Origin of the sequence: Thermophagus xiamenensis, assembly GCF_900112795.1 — a bacterium.
Lineage (GTDB): Bacteria > Bacteroidota > Bacteroidia > Bacteroidales > Marinilabiliaceae > Thermophagus > Thermophagus xiamenensis.
The window spans coordinates 76,305-93,715 of the sequence record NZ_FONA01000014.1; the positions used below are offsets into that span (position 1 = coordinate 76,305).

General features: G+C 38.0%; 15 protein-coding genes. 8 read left to right on the forward strand and 7 right to left on the reverse strand.

Annotated features, from left to right (window positions below; genetic code table 11):
- Positions 1–51: 51 nt before the first annotated feature.
- The 7 genes from BM130_RS09755 to BM130_RS09785 all read right to left on the reverse strand — a co-directional run bounded on the left by BM130_RS09755 (position 52) and on the right by BM130_RS09785 (position 6,155).
- Positions 52–1,449, reverse strand: coding sequence for a COG3014 family protein (locus BM130_RS09755; protein ID WP_010527838.1), 1,398 nt, complete (start codon positions 1,447–1,449; stop codon positions 52–54).
- Positions 1,450–1,499: 50 nt separating this feature from the next.
- The gene (locus BM130_RS09760; protein WP_029626623.1) at positions 1,500–2,090 is read right to left on the reverse strand and encodes a penicillin-binding protein activator LpoB; all 591 of its coding nucleotides are present in this window, start codon (positions 2,088–2,090) and stop codon (positions 1,500–1,502) included.
- 67 nt (positions 2,091–2,157) lie between these two features.
- Positions 2,158–2,685, reverse strand: coding sequence for a DUF6913 domain-containing protein (locus tag BM130_RS09765; protein WP_010527840.1), 528 nt, complete (start codon positions 2,683–2,685; stop codon positions 2,158–2,160).
- A 6-nt stretch (positions 2,686–2,691) separates the two neighbouring features.
- Positions 2,692–4,698, reverse strand: a complete 2,007-nt coding sequence (gene ligA, locus BM130_RS09770; RefSeq protein WP_074964363.1) for an NAD-dependent DNA ligase LigA — start codon at positions 4,696–4,698, stop codon at positions 2,692–2,694.
- Positions 4,699–4,777: 79 nt separating this feature from the next.
- The gene (locus BM130_RS09775; protein ID WP_010527842.1) at positions 4,778–5,071 is read right to left on the reverse strand and encodes a hypothetical protein; all 294 of its coding nucleotides are present in this window, start codon (positions 5,069–5,071) and stop codon (positions 4,778–4,780) included.
- Positions 5,058–5,426: a phage holin family protein gene (locus tag BM130_RS09780; protein ID WP_010527843.1), complete on the reverse strand. Its 369-nt coding sequence runs from the start codon at positions 5,424–5,426 to the stop codon at positions 5,058–5,060. The genes BM130_RS09775 and BM130_RS09780 overlap by 14 nt, the downstream gene beginning before the upstream one ends.
- A gap of 450 nt (positions 5,427–5,876) precedes the next feature.
- Positions 5,877–6,155, reverse strand: coding sequence for a YtxH domain-containing protein (locus tag BM130_RS09785; RefSeq protein WP_010527844.1), 279 nt, complete (start codon positions 6,153–6,155; stop codon positions 5,877–5,879).
- A 952-nt stretch (positions 6,156–7,107) separates the two neighbouring features.
- On the opposite strand from BM130_RS09785, the gene BM130_RS09795 reads away from it, so the two are divergent.
- The 8 genes from BM130_RS09795 to rpsF all read left to right on the forward strand — a co-directional run bounded on the left by BM130_RS09795 (position 7,108) and on the right by rpsF (position 17,411).
- A complete protein-coding gene (locus BM130_RS09795; protein WP_010527846.1) occupies positions 7,108–9,330 on the forward strand; it encodes a RelA/SpoT family protein in 2,223 nt (740 codons plus the stop codon).
- Positions 9,331–9,647: 317 nt separating this feature from the next.
- Positions 9,648–10,775, forward strand: coding sequence for a universal stress protein (locus BM130_RS09800; protein WP_010527847.1), 1,128 nt, complete (start codon positions 9,648–9,650; stop codon positions 10,773–10,775).
- Positions 10,776–10,976: 201 nt separating this feature from the next.
- Positions 10,977–12,008 carry a threonine aldolase family protein gene (locus tag BM130_RS09805; protein WP_010527848.1) on the forward strand — a complete coding sequence of 344 codons (1,032 nt, stop codon included), beginning with the start codon at positions 10,977–10,979 and terminating at the stop codon, positions 12,006–12,008.
- 164 nt (positions 12,009–12,172) lie between these two features.
- The gene (locus BM130_RS09810) at positions 12,173–12,826 is read left to right on the forward strand and encodes a rhomboid family intramembrane serine protease (protein WP_010527849.1); all 654 of its coding nucleotides are present in this window, start codon (positions 12,173–12,175) and stop codon (positions 12,824–12,826) included.
- Between the two features lie 643 nt (positions 12,827–13,469).
- On the forward strand, positions 13,470–14,297 hold the full coding sequence (locus BM130_RS09815) for a sulfide/dihydroorotate dehydrogenase-like FAD/NAD-binding protein (protein ID WP_010527850.1): 828 nt from the start codon (positions 13,470–13,472) through the stop codon (positions 14,295–14,297).
- Between the two features lie 15 nt (positions 14,298–14,312).
- Positions 14,313–15,806 (forward strand): NADPH-dependent glutamate synthase, encoded by a 1,494-nt coding sequence (gene gltA / locus BM130_RS09820; RefSeq protein ID WP_010527851.1) that lies wholly within the window; start codon positions 14,313–14,315, stop codon positions 15,804–15,806.
- Positions 15,807–15,929: 123 nt separating this feature from the next.
- Complete coding sequence (locus BM130_RS09825; protein WP_010527852.1) at positions 15,930–16,919, forward strand: dihydroorotate dehydrogenase-like protein; 990 nt, start codon at positions 15,930–15,932, stop codon at positions 16,917–16,919.
- 138 nt (positions 16,920–17,057) lie between these two features.
- Complete coding sequence (gene rpsF / locus BM130_RS09830; protein WP_010527853.1) at positions 17,058–17,411, forward strand: 30S ribosomal protein S6; 354 nt, start codon at positions 17,058–17,060, stop codon at positions 17,409–17,411.

Sequence of the window (17,411 nt, forward strand, 5' to 3'; positions counted from 1 at the left end):
AAATTAGATTTCGGTCGATAAGAGTGTTTATTGCTTTTTATCGAAAAAGACTTAATTCATTGTCTTACTACTCATAGTATGAAAAGTATAAAATGTAGTTTGTCCTGCTTTGATGTTTACATCAATGGTGTTGTTATTGACGTACTCGCCTTCAAAATTGAGGTTAATGGTATGCTGTCCTTCAGGTAGATAAACTCGGGTATAAGAAATTGAATAGGGCAGAGATTGCCAGTTACGTGTGTCGGCGCGTTCGGTAAGAGTATTGATAATGCTAACAATGGTTCCAAGATTTTCGTTTTCGTTATTAACAGCCTTTTCCATAGCTTTTTTGGTTGCCACTCTCAGCAGAGCGTTTCCCAATTCACGCAACATTCGGTCATGCAAGCACTGAAACGCTATTTTGTTGATATCCTGAGCTTTTTCGAAAGGTATTATAGTATCGTTAATTATGACCTTCCCGGCTCGAAAAACAGGAGGTCGTTCCACATATTTAGGAAAGGCAACACTGAAAAATGAGAGATTTTTAAAAGCAGTTCTTTCGCGCGGCGTTAGCAAGGTGGCTTGATAAGAAAAATTAAGGCCCAATTCAGGATTACCCAGTGCCACATAGCCATTATTAAAACCGAAATTTGTTATGGTGATGAACCACTCCGATTTTACGGGTCCCATGCCATTAAGCCAAAATAGCAACAATTGCCCTTCCTCTTTTTTAGGTCCATCTGGAACTTTTATTCCAAACAACTGTTCGTAACGAGCAACCTCTTCCGGAAAGCCGGAAAGCTTTGCCGTTCGTAATAAATCTTTCTTCAACTGCAGGGGTGGGGTTATCCCAAACAATTTGGTATAATCATTTTCATAAACCTCTAAAGCGTTTCGGTAGGCAATAAAGGCATTGTTGTAATCCCTGGCAGCCTCATAAATCATACCCATCAGGTTATGGGCAAAAGCATCATGCTGGTATTTATTTTTGTGATCTTTGTACTTGTCATTCAATTGTTGAAGACGAATGTTAACGCGCCGTGCTTCTACCAGTGCACCTTCCAGATCGTTTAACGCAATAAAGTTAAGGGCCTTGTAAAAATGTACCATTATGGCTTCGAAATCTTCCGGGCGGTAGGGTTTAACCATAGGATTTGAAACCAGCGACAAGGCTTCCCATCCAAATTGTTTCGAATAATCATCAATATAATAATCGGCTTGATTAAAATAATCGATGCTTTTGGAGTAATCACCCATCATGTAAGCTACCACGCCCCGGTTCATAAAATAGAGAACCCGGTTGTTGTTCTGGGCCCATTTGGTATCTTTTTCCAGGAGTTTATCAGCCTTTTCGAATTGCCCTCTGGCAATATTTTCCTGTATCTGATAGGTTTTTTGATAAAAAGTAGCGCAGGCAGCAATAATAGCTACCAGCGCAACAGAAAATATAACCTTCAGATATCGATTCATAAAGAGAGAGAAATTATTGAAATTCAATTCTGCCAGTTATTATATCAGAATTAGTTTTTGATGTATTTCCTGATTTTTTTATCGCCAATCCATACAACTTCACTGGTTTCAATGTCCGTGAGTTCAAGATTGACCTGGTAGTAATTGACTCTTTCCCGTTTGTAGGTATCAACGGTTGATGAGATATCACCGTTAAGCATAAAATCGGCGCCCAGTTCTTTTCCCCAGGCCTTCATGGTTTCGGGAGAGGCAAAGTCTTGTTGGGCAGCCCTCTCTTTGCGAAGCTCCTCTCTTTTATCGCCGGCTTGGACTAATCGTACTTTGCCCGAATTGATGAAAGCGCGTTCTACATCTTTAATGAAGGTTTCGGCTTCGATATGTTCGTGCGACTTGTTATAAACCAGTCCAACAATTACAACCGGTTTCCGGCCTTCATGTTTCTCCTGAAAATTGGGCAACCATTGGCCATTAAGCACTTGCTCTACCATGGCTTCTGCCACCATTCTGGAGTCGGTGTCATTCCAACGACCGCTTAAATCTATTATTTCTTCGGTATCAATACGTTCCACTTTGCGTGTGGCACAACTTTGCAACATTACTGTAATCGATACCAGGGCAAAAAGATAGATTGAAGGTTTCATATTTTTCATATTTACAAATTATGGTAAATTAGGTGGTTTGTTGATATTTGTTTGGGGTTAAAGGTTTCTAACATAGATATCGTTCAATTTGTTCCACGAGTTTTTCAGGAGTGGGCTCGGATATTTCAAATGTAATGTCCATATCGTTGTCGAAAATTCCTGAAAAGCCTACTTTAAGATTTGCTTTTGAAAGCTTTACAACAGCTTCGGCTGCGAAACTGTATTGGGTGGTAAAAACCAAAAGTACATCCATTTTATCCGATACAAATGATACTACCTCCTCTTTTTTGGGAAGAAAAAAATAGCTGAAATCCAAAAGTGTGGAATAATAAATGGTTTTATCGCTTATTAAATTTTCTTCCGTTTGGGGTGTTTCAATAAATCCTAAAGCTTGAACTTGCTTGCCTTTTGCCTGTAATTTTTTTATTAATTCTCTTACCGTTGTTCTATTTTGTTTCGATGAAATATCAAAAAATATGCCGACTTTTTCCCAATCATCGATTTTTTTTAATTGAACAGTACGCTGTTGTTTTTTTACCTTTTTCCTTAACAGGTAGGATCCTATGATTTCTCTTTGTTTTTTTAATAGTATCACGAGATTTTATTTTTCAATAAGTTCAAGAAATTGCTCTTCGGTTAAAATGGTGATGCCTAACGATTTTGCTTTTTGTAGCTTGGCAGGTCCTGTTTTTTCGCCTGCCACTAAAATGTCGGTTTTCCCCGTTACCGAACTGGTATTTTTCCCTCCATGGGCTGCAATCATTTGTTTGAGCTCATCACGTGAATATTTTGAGAAAGTACCACTAATAACAATATTTTTTCCTTCAAGTTTTGTAGATATCAACGATTGATTTGGTTCTATTCCTTCAAGTTTAAGACCAAATTGTTTTAATTCTTCAATCAAATTTCTGTTTCCTTCATCCTTAAAAAATGCAATAACGCTCTCGGCAATTTTCTCCCCGATTTCATCCACCGCCATCAATTGCTCTTTTGTTGCTGACATCAGTTGATCAACAGAGGGAAAAGCTTCGGCCAATTTTTTGGCTACCGTTTCACCAACAAAACGGATGCCCAGGCCATAAAGAACGCGAGGCCATGGAACGTTTTTGGAGGCCTCAATACTGTTAATGATATTGCGGGCAGATTTTTCTCCAAGTCGTTCAAGGGGAATTAATTGTGAGGGGCGAAGTCGGTATAAATCTGAAATGGTTTTTACCAGATTCTGGTTGTAAAGCAAATTAATGGTTTCGCTTCCCAGTCCGTCGATATTCATGGCTCGCCGGGATATGAAGTGCTCTATTTTTCCTTTGATTTGTGGCGGGCAGTTGGCCGAATTAGAGCAATAGTGTGCCGCTTCGCCTTCGATTCGCATAAGGGGCGATCCACACGCAGGACAATTTTTGATGAATTCAACCGCTTCACTTTGATGGGGTCGTTTTTCGGGGACTACACCTGTAATTTTGGGAATAATTTCCCCACCTTTTTCCACGATAACCGTATCGTTGATATGTAAGCCCAATTCCGAAATAATGTCTGCATTGTGCAGAGAAGCACGTTTAACAATGGTTCCGGCCAGTTGTACCGGCTCCAGATTGGCGACGGGAGTTACTGCACCCGTTCGTCCTACCTGAAAATCAATGGATAATAATCGGGTTTGTACTTGTTCCGCTTTAAACTTGTAAGCTATGGCCCATCGGGGTGATTTGGCGGTATTGCCTAATTGATTTTGTATATTTATGTTATCTACCTTTATAACAGCTCCGTCGATTTCAAAGGGCAGGTTGTGGCGTTCCTTATCCCAGTATTTAATGAAATCAAATACTTCTTCAATTGATTGACACCTTTTCATGTGCGGAGATATCTTTAGTCCCCACGATTTGGCCTTCATCAGGTTGTCATAATGGCTGTTGGTAGGTAGTTCTTCGCCTAACATATAATAAAGGTAACAATCGAGAGGCCTTTTGGCTACCAATGCACTATTTTGTAGTTTAAGCGAGCCAGCAGCGGCATTGCGTGGGTTGGCAAAGGGTGGCTCTCCGGCTTTAGCTCTTTCATCATTGAGCCATTCAAATTCTTTTACAGGCAGAAAAATTTCGCCCCGTATTTCAAATTCTGAAGGATAATCTCCATGTAGCTTGAGTGGAACTGAGCGAATGGTGCGTACATTTCGGGTAACATCATCACCAACGGTTCCGTCACCTCGTGTAACGGCCCGTTGTAATACGCCGTTGACATATGTCAAACTGATGGAAGTTCCATCATATTTCAATTCACAAACATAACTGAAATTGTTGCCAACCAGCCGCAATAAACGGTTGTGAAAATCCAGTAATTCTTCTTCCGAATAAGTATTGCCCAACGATAGCATTGGGTATTTGTGGGGTACTTGTTCAAACTCCTCTGAGAGATCACTACCCACACGCATGGTAGGACTGCTTGGGTCCACAAATTCGGGATATTGTTTTTCCAGATCCGCCAGCTCTTGCATCTTTTGATCAAACTCCAGATCTGATATCTCGGGTTGATTCTCAATGTAGTATTTATAGTTATGGTAATTGAGTTCTTCTCTCAATAGTTCAATGCGCTTGCGGGCAGCCTCCTTCTCCATATATTGATGGTTTTCGGTTTAATTAAAAATGGATATCAGAGAGCAAATTTAGTTTTTTTGCGCAAAAAGTGTGGAGGTGTTATTCATCCTTATCTTTTGAAGTTTGTTTTTGGTGGGATTTACGCTTTGTACCAAATAGATAACTTTTAACGCGGGATAAAAAGTCCCAAAGCATTGGGCGTGCCCATTCTACCAATAAGTTGGGAATCAAACGGGCTGGATGAAGCGAGTAACCCAGTTCCAGAAACTTTATTTGTAATTGTTTTTCAGTGTAGCGGGTTCGATAAGCCAAATGCATCTTTTCGTGGCAAAGATCCTTATAGCTCTTAATATGTCGGTAATCGTTTTTTCGTTTCTTTTTATTCTTCATCATCATTGTTAAATTTTGGAAACATTAACTCTATGAATCGTTGAACTACATGACGCTCAATGATTTTTTTTCGAAGTGTCCAAAATATTATGGCAACTACCAGAAATAACATTCCGGTAAGAATAAAACCTAATGCATATGAACCTATTTGTTCCCCTAATAAAACAGCAGCAGCCAGAGAAAAAAACATAAAAACAAAAAAGAAAAGATACAGCAAAACGGTTTTAGCCATTATCCCCGAAAAAAAGCGTGACAATTCACCCGCTATATGAAGCTTTGTTAGGTCAATGCGTAACTGCACATACTCTTCTACTTCTTTTTTTATGTCTTCCAGCTCTCGAGTGATATTTTCTTTCATCTATTTTAATATTAGAAAATTATAATAAATTTCTTCGACTATTTTATTGGTTTTTGCTGTTTATTAAAATAATGGTTGGCACCAAATGACGAAAAAACTTTTTTTGGCAATTTTGATGATTGGTTGTTTTTTATTAACGTGATCGGATAACCATTGGAATTAATTTATGCAATGCTAATTTGATTTTGAGTATCAGTAGTTTTTATCCTTTAATTGGCTGGTTGCTATCCAACAAAAACAGTAAAAGTGAAACAAAAATCAACATTTATTTCACAAAACGAACATACATAAATTTAAGAGAAACTTTGTGAAATTCATTTGATCATATGCTCAGATCAAATTGAAAAAATTCCCTCTGTGCCTTGTTGATGTTGTTGTTAGAAAATTTTCTAATAATCAACAAAGCACAGAGGTTTTGATTGAATCTAATGTTCTGTAAAATTAAAAAGATTAAGAAGCGGTTTCGGGAGCCTTTTGGTATTCTTCCATTAACTTTTCGATGCGTTTTTCTAACTCTTGAATTCTTTTTCTGGCTTCTTCTTTCATCTCCCCACCTTTTTCTTTGAGTTTTGCTCGCATTTGGTCCAGTTCTTTTTCGAGTTCAGCGATTTTTATTTTTATTTGACGGCGTGCATCTTCACCCGTTTGTGGAGCATAGAGCAAAGCCAATGCTGTTCCTACTGCAGCACCCAATAGCAGTCCGCCTAAAAAGAATCCTGTACTTTTCATATTAAATTGGTTTTTAAGGGTTTGTTATTCAATCATTTAAATATAGGTAAAAATATTGGATTAGTCAACCAGACTATTTTCTTTAATATTCAATTCTTTATTATTGTTAAAATTAGATGATGTTTTTATATACACACATGAATTTGGTTATTCATTGGCTTAATGGCATTATAAATGTTGCTTTCTGGTTCTAATTGATGGAAAAGATTATTCTAAATTAATCAGTCACCCATAACTGCCCAAATGGTCAATTGGCTAAGGGTTCTACCTCATTTACTCGCCTGCCTGTTTCTTTCTTCTTATGCTCTATAAAATATATGCCAAACCATCATGATATATTTAATTCTTATTTATTTCTGGATGCAATTTTCTTTTCCTAATTGTGCATATGAACTTCACGTTTTAAAAATACTAAATATAATAAAGTTTTTCAGGAATTTTTTCGATGAAATTGCCGATAATGCCGCTAAACCTGCAATTTTCAGATTTATATCCGAAATGTATCGCTCAGTAACTGATTGTTTTATTTTAATCCCCAACTTTTCTGATTTGGATGAAACGGACACGATCACACGATCAAGTAAGGTTAAATACAACAAGCACATGTATTAACTTAAGCTCTGTGAGTCTCATAAGTCCTATGAGGTAAATTAATTTATACTGGTGAAATAATTCTGTTCAATAATTTTATTTGACTACTTTTAGCCATATATGAAAGTATGTGTTTTATATTTTTGAACAGCTCTGATAAAATGTCGGGTCAAAAACATGACAATTTTTTAGCATGTTTCATACAAATTTGATACCAACCATAAAGAATATGTCAGTATAAAAAATTAGAATATTGGGTTTTTATATTGTATGGGTTTGGGAATAAAATGAGTTTAACATTATTTTGATCCGAACCATTAAGGGATTGTTTTATCTTTACCTTTAAAAAAGAAGATATGTTATGCATGATTTGAATAAACCTGTTACTTCTCAGGAAAGATATGAAATATTGAAAAGCTATAAAGCTTTACTAAAAGCATCCGAAGGCATCGTGAAACCCGAAGAGGTGAAAATGATTCGTGAGGCCATTGATATATCTTTGAGAAAAGGGAAGAATATTCGACGTGTATCCGGAACTCCTGCACTTTTGCATTCACTTGAAATTGCTCGTATTGTTGTTGAAGAGATAGGACTGGGGCGTACCTCACTTATGTGTTCATTGCTTTATGATGTGCTTCGTAACGGTGAAATTACTCTGGAAGAAATCAAACAACAGTTTGATGACCATGTGGTAATGATTATGGAGGGGTTGTCGAATGTTGCTGAATTATATAATCGCAATCCGGCTATTCGGTCAGAAAACTTTAGGAAATTATTATTGACTTTTGCTCAAGATGTTAGAGTAATTCTCATTATCATTGCCGACCGTTTACGTACCATGCGTACCCTTGATAGGTACGATAGAGAAAGTCAAATTAGAATTTGTTCAGAAGTTTCCTATTTATATGCTCCCATGGCTCATCGTCTCGGTCTTTATAACATTAAGTCGGAAATGGAAGACCTGGTGATGAAATATACCAACAGGGAGATGTACAAATTTATTGCCAGGAAATTAAATGAAACCAAACGAGCCAGGGATCGCTACATAAAGGAATTTATAGCACCTCTTAAAAAAGAATTGGCGGAACAGGGTATTAAGTGCGAAATTAAAGGCCGTACTAAGACCATAAATTCCATTTATAATAAAATGAGGAAACAAAATGTGGAATTTGAGCAGGTCTATGATTTATTTGCCATCAGAGTCATTATTGATACCGACCTCAAAAACGAGAAAGCTGAGTGTTGGAAAGTGTACTCTATTGTTACCGACAAGTATCAACCTAACCCCAGCCGGTTGCGTGACTGGCTTTCGGTCCCGAAAAGTAATGGTTATGAATCGCTCCATACCACTGTTTTAGGCCCTAATCATAAGTGGGTGGAAGTGCAAATCCGTACGAAAAGAATGGATGAAATTGCCGAAAAAGGTTTAGCCGCACATTGGCGCTATAAAGGTATTAAAAGTGAAAAGGGCCTGGACCAATGGTTGAATAATGTTAGGGAAATTCTTGAAAATCCTGAAGCTAACGTCTCCGATTTTATTGATGATTTCAAATTAAATCTTTATGATGAAGAGGTGTTTGTCTTTACCCCTAAAGGTGATTTACGCCGTCTGCCTAAAGGTGCAACGGTCCTGGACTTCGCCTTCGATATCCATTCCGAAGTAGGGAAAAAATGTGTGGGTGCTAAAGTTAACCAGAAAAATGTACCGCTTAAATATGAGCTTAAAAACGGCGATCAGGTAGAAGTCTTGACCTCTTCTAATCAGGAGCCTAAAAGAGATTGGTTAAATATTGTGTCAACATCCCGTGCCCGTACAAAGTTAAAACAGGCTTTGCGGGATATCGAATTTAAAGAGGCCGAAATTGGTCGGGAGATGTTGGTACGGAGGCTCAAAAACTGGAAAATGGAGCTTACCGATCAATTGATAGGGCAATTAGTTAAGCATTTCAGGTATAAATCGGTCCATGACTTCTTTTGTGATATTGCGAAAGACAAACTGGATGCCGTTGAAATAAAGGAATTTATCCTTAAAGACCGAGAAAAAGAGAAGGAGCAAACGGACCAGCAACAAGGGTTACGTAGTGCCGAAAATTTTGTGCCTCTGATAGAGCAAGATGAAGAAAAAGTGCATGATGTTTTGCTCATTGATAAAGACTTGAATAACATTAATTTTCAACTTGCTAAATGTTGCAATCCTATTCAGGGTGATGATATCTTTGGTTTCGTATCTGTTGGAGGGGGAATTCGTATCCATCGAACCAATTGTCCTAATGCCCCTGATCTGCGGGAAAAATATGGATACCGCATTGTCCCAGCTCGTTGGACGGGAGAAACAGGTGGGTCTTATCTGGCATCATTGAAAATTACCGGCGAAGATAATATAGGCATTGTAACAAACATTACGCAGGTTGTTTCTAAAGATATGGGACTTAAAATACGTTCTATAAACGTGGAGTCCAATGATGGAGTTTTTGAAGGAAGGCTCTCTGTTTTTGTTGATAATAAGCAATCTCTTAATTTGTTAATGCGAAAAATTAATAATATTAAGGGCGTGTTCGACGTTTCTCGGCTCGATGGGGCGTAAGTCTCTTTTCAACCGATTAATTTTATTGAGTTTTAAATAATTTTCGAACAATATGCTTACAGTGTTTAATTTAATAATTTGAACTTGGTAACCCCAAGATATACATCATAAAAACTAATTCATTTATCGTTTGGGCTATATGTTTTGATTTTTTTTTATTATTTTAAAGGTGCTGATAGATGAGAGATTTGGAGGTGAAAGGGGAGTTGGCAGATAAAACCAAAGATGGGGTTAACAAGGTTGTGAACATTCTAACTCTATCACATAGCACAAAATGTCATGGCTTCATCAGAACAATTAATTAATTAAATATAAAAATGGAAGAGCAAAAAATAATAACATTGGCAACACGCACTTACGAGCATGCCGAAATAATACGCTCTTTGTTAAATAATGAGGGCATTGAGTGCTTCCTGGAAAATGTAAACCTGATTCAGGCTGCTATTTCCGACGGGGTTAAAATCAGAATACGGGAACAGGATCTTGAAAGAGCCATAAAAATTATGGAAGAAATTGAAAAGCCCGAGCTCTTAAAAGTAGAAGAAAAGAAACGGGGAAGGCCGCCTAAGGCTCGCGTTTTATTGCCGGTCGACTATAGCGATTATTCGACCAAAGCAGCTGAAATGGCCCTCGATTGGGCGGCCCGACTAGATGCAGAATTAACCGTTTTGCATGTATTTTATAATCCTATTATCAATACTCTTCCATTTGCAGAGGCCTATGTGTACGATACCAGTATGGATGAGCTAATGGTCGACCTGGAGGCCAAAGCCAAAGATGAAATGAGAGAGTTTTTAACACATTTAAAAACTCGGAAAAAAGACAAAGGAATTGATAATGTAACCATTCGTAGTAAATTACTCCGCGGAGTTGCCGAGGACGAAATTATTCGTTTTAGTGATGAATACGAGCCTACCGTTATTATTATGGGAACCCGAGGTAAAGACCGGAAAGCCTCTGATTTAATAGGTTCTGTTACCGCCGAAGTAATGGAAAGTGCTCGTGTTCCCGTCCTTGCTGTTCCGGAAGATTTTGAATACAAAGGTATTGATGAATTGAAAAAAGTATTGTATGCCACTAACTTTGAGGAATCAGATTTCGTTGCCTTAGATAAGCTCGAGAAATTGGTTAAACCTTTGGCCGTTTCTATTAATTTAGCACATGTCTGTGAAAAAAGTACAGGGAAATGGAATCATTTAAAATTGGACGGACTCAAAAAATTTGCTGCAGAAAAATTCCCCAATACTCAAATTGATTTTGATATTATTGAAAATGAGGATTTTGAGGTGGGAATCGAAAAATATGTTCGTGACAAACATATCGATATTATTAGTCTTACTACTCGTCGGCGAAATATTTTTTCCCGAATGTTTAGTCAGGGGTTGGGAAAGAAAATGTTGTTCCATTCAACTACCCCCTTGCTGGTTTTTCATGCAAGAAGATAAAAAAGAAATTAAACCAATCCGGCAGCCTTGACAACAAAAGGTTAAGTGATGCTGAGGCAGAAGTGAACAGGCAGAAGGCAGAAGAAGTCAATAGTCATTAGTCAACAGTCATTAGTGCTAATGGACAAGTGACTAATGACTAAACACTAATGACTACTTTTAAGAAGCAATATATCAATAAAGTAAGTAAAATTTATACGGATGAAAGGTTTTGCAAGCGATAATAATTCGGGTGTTCATCCCGAGATCATGAAGGCTTTGACAGAAGTTAATAAAGAACATGCGGTCGGTTATGGTGGTGACGAGGTAACCGCTCGTGTTGAAAAGCTATTCCAAAATATTTTTGGTCCCGACGTTGCTGTTTTTTTTGTATATAATGGCACTGGTGCCAATGTTGTGGCACTTCAAGCAATGACGCAACCTTTTAACTCAATTATTTGTGCCGAAACTGCACATATCCATGTTGATGAATGTGGTGCCCCCGAAAAACATACCGGTTGTAAAATATTAACCGTAAAATCTCCTGATGGGAAATTAACCCCACAACTTTTAGAAACGCACTTGCATGGTTTCGGTTTCGAGCATCATGCACAGCCAGGCGTTGTTTCCATTTCTCAGGTTACTGAGTTAGGAACTTTATATTCATTGGATGAATTAAAAACATTAGCAGAATTTGTCCATAGTAAAGGGCTTTTATTACATATGGATGGAGCACGTATAGGAAATGCTGCAGCTGCTTTGGGATGTAGTTTAAAAAATCTTACTACTGATGTAGGGGTTGATGTACTGTCGTTTGGTGGAACAAAAAACGGTTTGATGTTTGGCGAAGCCGTTGTGTTCTTTAATCCTGATTTGGTGGCAAACGTTAAATATATTCGAAAGCAAACAACTCAGCTGCATTCCAAGATGAGGTTTATTGCAGCGCAATATGAAGCCTATTTTAAAGATGAATTGTGGCGAAAAAATGCTGCGCATGCCAATCGAATGGCCAATTTATTGGCAAACGAGTTGGAACTTATTGAAGGTGTGCAAATCACACAGAAGGTACAAGCCAATAGTGTTTTTGCTATTATCCCACCTTATATAATTGAACCACTGCAGAACAAATATTTTTTCTATATATGGGATGAAGTGCGTAACGAAGTAAGGTGGATGACCTCCTTTGATACCTCTGAAGAAGATATTAAGAGCTTTTCCAGTGAATTAAAGTTTTTATTGCATAGGGTCAATTGACTAATAAATTGATGCAGAAGTGCACAGGCAGAAGGCAGAAGAAGTCAATATTAGTCATTAGTCAACAAGTGGTTAGTGTTAAATAACTAATGACAAATGAACTAATCACTAAAAACTAATATTAAGTTCCATTAGATTAAATTTGATTAATTTTATACTGATGAATGCATGATGATTTGAAATTTGAAAGAAAGCGGATATTATATAGTACGGTATTTCCGTTATTTATCCTTTTCTTGATGTTTACTGTTCGTTTGGTGGAGTCTCTGGAAAATGGGGATTGGCATTTTCTTGGGGTGAAGCCTTTGTCCTTGGAGGGATTGCCGGGAATTATAACCGCTCCTTTTATTCATGCCGACTGGGGGCATTGGGCTGCCAATGCGGGACCGTTCCTTGTCTTGGGAAGCGTATTATTTTATGTGTACAGCGATATCGCCTTAAAAGTTTTTATTTGGATTTATTTATTATCAGGTGTCTGGCTTTGGTTTGGCGCCAGAGATGCCTGGCATATAGGCGCCAGTGGCCTGGTATATGGCTTGGCTTCTTTCCTTTTTTTTAGTGGCATTATTCGCAATTATGTCCCCTTAATCGCAGTTTCACTTTTGGTGACATTTTTATATGGAGGCCTTTTTTGGGGATTAATTCCAATGAAATGGCAAGTTGAATATTCGTGGGAAGCACATCTTTGGGGTGCTTTGGCCGGGATGATTGTGGCGATGGTTTTTAGAAAAGAAGGGCCGCAAAAGAGGTCCATTCCGGATGAAGAGGAGGATAATGAGTTTGATTTCTATGAAGATTGGGACTCGCCAATGTCCTGAATTCTTCGGTTAATTTCTTCTTTTATTTAACTTTTCTGATTTCTTTTTTTCAATTTACTCTTTTACTATATGATACCTGCTTAGTGAAAAGGTAAACTAACTTTTTCTTTTAGTGATATTCATTTGAATAAATTTATATCTCGTTCTATTCCCAGTAAAGGATTTTTATTTTTCTTATTTTTATGCATTGTAAATTAGTTCAAGTATTTCTCTAACATTGTCTTCAACAAAGGATATTATTACTTTTGTTCGAGTTTTTGGAAGGTCAAATCATTTTCTATTTGAAGTCTTTTACGATTTCATTATTGAATTCGAAACTTTGTACTAAACTATTGTTTGTTTTGTTGTAGCAATAATTTGTCGTGTAAAAAAAATTAATGATGCAGAGGTGCACAGGCAGAAGGCAGAAGAAGTCAATAGTCATTAGTGATTAGTCATTAGTCAACAAGTGGTTAGTGTTAAATGACTAATGACTAATGACTAACCACTAATGCCTAATTTTAAGTCCCATTAGACCAATAAGTTAAGTAAATTATATACTAATGCAACGAGCATGGCAAGAATGTTTTCCACAATAAGAACATGTATAAACTTAAGCCATGCGAGTTCCATCCAACCAATAACTTAAATAATATTTATACGGATGAATAAAGTTGTCAGAAAAGAGTTTTTTTCAGAAAATGTTGTCTGTTTGGAGGTTGAGGCACCTCGAATTGCAAAAGCACGGCGTGCCGGCCACTTTGTAATTGTACGGGTGGATAAAAAAGGGGAACGCATACCTCTTACCATTTCCTCGGCCGATGTAGACAAGGGTACTATTACTCTGGTTGTCCAGCGCGTCGGAGTTACTTCTAAGAAGCTTACTGACCTGGAACCGGGAGAATGTGTGGCAGACCTGGTGGGTCCATTGGGTCAAGCTACCGATGTAAAAAAGGTGGGAACGGTTTTGGCTTGTGGCGGCGGAGTTGGAGTTGCACCTTTATTACCCATTGTCGAAGCTTTTAAAAAAGCCGGGAATAAAGTGGTTTCAGTACTTGCAGCACGTACTAAAGACTTGATTATTCTGGAAAAGCAAATTCGGGAATATTCTGATGATGTGCTCATCATGACCGATGATGGCTCTTATGGCGAAAAAGGCCTTATTACTGAAGGAATGGAAAAAGTAATAGCTCGGGAAAAAATTGATGAAGCGGTAATAATTGGCCCGGCTATAATGATGAAATTTGCTGCTGAGGTAACTCGGAAACATGGTATCCCATCTATTGCAAGCCTTAATACCATTATGGTTGATGGGACTGGTATGTGTGGTGCTTGCAGAGTCACCGTTGATGGGAAAACAAAATTTGTTTGTGTGGATGGACCTGAGTTTGATGCTCATAAAGTAGATTTTGATGAGATGCTTTTGCGACTTAACGGGTACAAGGATTTTGAAAAAAATGCTTATGAAAGGTACAACAGAATGCAACAATAAAAGTTGAAATTTATCATGGATAAAGCAAATATATTGAAACAGGAACGTGAAACTACCTGGCGTATAGAGTTAAGAAAAAAAATTAAAAATAAGGATAGAACTTCTATTGAAAGGGTAAAAATGCCCGAAGCCGACCCTTCGGAACGGCGTCGCTCCTTTATGGAGGTTAACCGGGGTTTGACTTCCGAAGCAGCTATGACTGAAGCTTCCAGATGTCTTGATTGTCCAACGCCTACTTGTATTGAGGGGTGTCCGGTGGGTATTAATATTCCTAAATTTATTAAAAATATAGAACGTGGAGAATTTCTGGAGGCTGCCCGTGTTTTGAAGGAAACCAGCTCATTACCTGCTGTTTGTGGAAGGGTTTGTCCACAAGAAAAGCAGTGTGAAGCCAATTGTTTTTATACGCGCAAATTAAAAAAGCCGGCTGTTGCTATTGGCTACCTTGAAAGATTTGCCGCCGACTACGAAAGAGAGACAGGTAACATATCCATTCCTAAGAAGGCTGCTTCTAAAAATAAGAAAATTGCTTGCATAGGTTCCGGACCGGCAGGATTGTCTTTTGCAGGGGAAATGGCTAAACGTGGTTATGATGTTACCGTTTTTGAGGCACTTCATGAAATCGGCGGAGTTTTAAAATATGGAATCCCGGAATTTCGCCTTCCCAACAACATTGTTGATGTTGAAATTGAGAGTCTAAAAAAACTGGGAGTAAAATTTGAAACCAATTTCATTGTTGGAAAAACCGCTACCATTGAAGAGCTTAAACAGGAGGGGTTCGAAGGTTTTTTTGTGGGTAGTGGTGCCGGTTTGCCTAGATTCATGGGTATCCCCGGAGAGAATTTAGTTGGCATTTTGAGTTCTAACGAATATTTAACCCGGGTTAATCTAATGGAGGCTAATAAAGAAGATAGTGATACCCCGATTCTGAAAGGGAAAAGAGTGGCGGTTATTGGCGGAGGAAATACGGCCATGGATTCCGTACGTACCGCTCTTCGCTTAGGAGCTGAAAAAGCTATGATTATTTACCGTCGCTCAGAAGAGGAGATGCCGGCCCGTGTTGAAGAAATCAAACATGCGAAAGAAGAAGGGGTTGAATTTTTGACGCTTCAGAATCCCATTGAATATTTAGGTGATAACAAAGGGTATGTGCGCCAAATAAGAGTTCAGCGTATGAAATTGGGTGAACCTGATGCCAGTGGGAGGCGACGACCAATTCCTGTTGAAGGGGATGAATATTTGTTGGACGTTGATACTGTTGTAGTAAGCGTTGGAGTGGCACCTAATCCTTTGATACCCCAGTCTATGCCTGATTTGAAGACTACTTCGTGGCGTACTTTGGAAGTAGATCAGGAGAGCCTTCAAACGTCGGTTCCTTTTATGTTTGCCGGCGGTGATATCGTTAGAGGTGGGGCTACCGTTATCTTAGCTATGGGCGATGGAAGAAAGGCGGCCAATGCCATGGATCAACAGTTATCTAAAAATCTTGAAAGTTCAGTAAAAGAATAAAGATATCCGTGATTATTAACGTCTGTTTATTTGTTTGTTTTTTCAGTTATTTTTTTTTCAAAATGATTAGCAATTGGTGTTTATTGGTCTTAGCCAATAAATAAGCTGAAAAAAATATGAATTATGAGTGATTTAAGAACAAAATATCTCGGGTTGGAACTTAAAAACCCTTTATTGGTGGGTAGTTGTGGCCTTACCGGAACCGCTGATTCCATCCTCAATCTTGCTGACAAAGGGGTTGGGGGAATTGTTTTAAAGTCTCTTTTCGAAGAAGAGATTATTATGGAATATGAAAAAAATTTGAAAGAGGGATTGGGACATGCCGACAACAATTTGGAATTTCTCGACTATTTCGATTATCAACTAAAACGAGATAAGTTTGATGGCTATAGACGATTGATTGATGATATTAAATCGAAATGTGATGTTCCGGTGATTGCCAGTATTAATTGTTACTCGGTTGGTGAGTGGTTTGCTTATGCCAAATTGTTGGAAGAAGCCGGTGTTAATGCCTTGGAATTAAATTTGTATCGGATACCCTCTAAAATTCAAATTGAAGCCCGCGAAATTATTGAAAGTTATTTGGAAATTGTTAAACGTGTTAAGGAATATGTAACCATTCCTGTCTCTGTAAAAATAAGTCCCTATTTTACCGATTTGGCTAATGTGGTTTCCAAATTTGATTTGTTGGGCGTAGAGGGAGTTGTTTTGTTCAACCGCTTCTATTCGCCTGATTTTGATTTGGAAAACGACCGAATTATTTCGGGTCCCGTTTATTCTTCAGCACGTGATTATGCTAATACCTTACGGTGGGTAGCCATGTTAAAAGAGCAGGTTACATGCGACCTTTGTGCTTCAGGTGGCGTTCATTCGGCTGATACATTGTTTAAAATGTTGCTAGCCGGTGCCGATAGTGTTCAGGTTGTTTCGGCATTGTATAAAAACGGTGCAGGTTTTGTCAGAGATTTACTGTCAGGCCTCCAAAACTGGATGGTGAAAAAGAATCTGGCTTCTATTCAGGATATTCATAAATTGGGTCGGTCAATGATGCCTGAGAATGCTGAAGTGTTTGAACGCGTTCAGTTTATGAAGTATTTTGGAGATCATAATTAAACCCTAAAGGTAATTGAATGTAGGTATTAATGCATAATTTTTCAGGACTATATGGGCCCTAAAGTTGCCTGTATAAAAAAAATGCACTACTTTTGCGGCGCGTTAAAATGATGTTCAATTTTAAATATTTAAGTGTTTATGCAAAATCATTATGAAACCGTTTTCATTTTAACTCCCGTTTTGTCTGATGCTCAGATGAAGGAAACGGTGGAAAAGTTCAGGAATTTGATTCTTGAACAGGGGGGAGAAATTGTCCATGAGGAGAACTGGGGCCTCCGAAAGCTGGCTTACCCCATCCAGAAAAAATCAACCGGTTTTTATCAATTATTTGAATTTAAAGCCGATCCCTCTTTTATTGAATTGCTGGAAATCAATTATCGCCGTGATGAGCGCGTAATCAGATTTCTTACTTTTAAAATGGATAAATACGCTATTGAATATAGTGAAAAAAGAAGAAGTAAAATTCAGCAAAAAGAAGGAAAGGAGAAATAA

Bases quoted from the DNA above. Each gene is read 5' to 3' on its own strand.
- BM130_RS09815 (WP_010527850.1), top strand. From the start codon at position 13,470: ATGAATAAAGTTGTCAGAAAAGAGTTTTTTTCAGAAAATGTTGTCTGT.
- BM130_RS09775 (WP_010527842.1), bottom strand. From the start codon at position 5,071: ATGATGAAGAATAAAAAGAAACGAAAAAACGATTACCGACATATTAAG.
- BM130_RS09755 (WP_010527838.1), bottom strand. From the start codon at position 1,449: ATGAATCGATATCTGAAGGTTATATTTTCTGTTGCGCTGGTAGCTATT.
- BM130_RS09805 (WP_010527848.1), top strand. From the start codon at position 10,977: ATGAAAGGTTTTGCAAGCGATAATAATTCGGGTGTTCATCCCGAGATC.
- ligA (WP_074964363.1), bottom strand. From the start codon at position 4,698: ATGGAGAAGGAGGCTGCCCGCAAGCGCATTGAACTATTGAGAGAAGAA.
- gltA (WP_010527851.1), top strand. From the start codon at position 14,313: ATGGATAAAGCAAATATATTGAAACAGGAACGTGAAACTACCTGGCGT.
- BM130_RS09795 (WP_010527846.1), top strand. From the start codon at position 7,108: ATGCATGATTTGAATAAACCTGTTACTTCTCAGGAAAGATATGAAATA.
- BM130_RS09780 (WP_010527843.1), bottom strand. From the start codon at position 5,426: ATGAAAGAAAATATCACTCGAGAGCTGGAAGACATAAAAAAAGAAGTA.
- BM130_RS09825 (WP_010527852.1), top strand. From the start codon at position 15,930: ATGAGTGATTTAAGAACAAAATATCTCGGGTTGGAACTTAAAAACCCT.
- rpsF (WP_010527853.1), top strand. From the start codon at position 17,058: ATGCAAAATCATTATGAAACCGTTTTCATTTTAACTCCCGTTTTGTCT.
- BM130_RS09785 (WP_010527844.1), bottom strand. From the start codon at position 6,155: ATGAAAAGTACAGGATTCTTTTTAGGCGGACTGCTATTGGGTGCTGCA.
- BM130_RS09760 (WP_029626623.1), bottom strand. From the start codon at position 2,090: ATGAAACCTTCAATCTATCTTTTTGCCCTGGTATCGATTACAGTAATG.
- BM130_RS09800 (WP_010527847.1), top strand. From the start codon at position 9,648: ATGGAAGAGCAAAAAATAATAACATTGGCAACACGCACTTACGAGCAT.
- BM130_RS09810 (WP_010527849.1), top strand. From the start codon at position 12,173: ATGCATGATGATTTGAAATTTGAAAGAAAGCGGATATTATATAGTACG.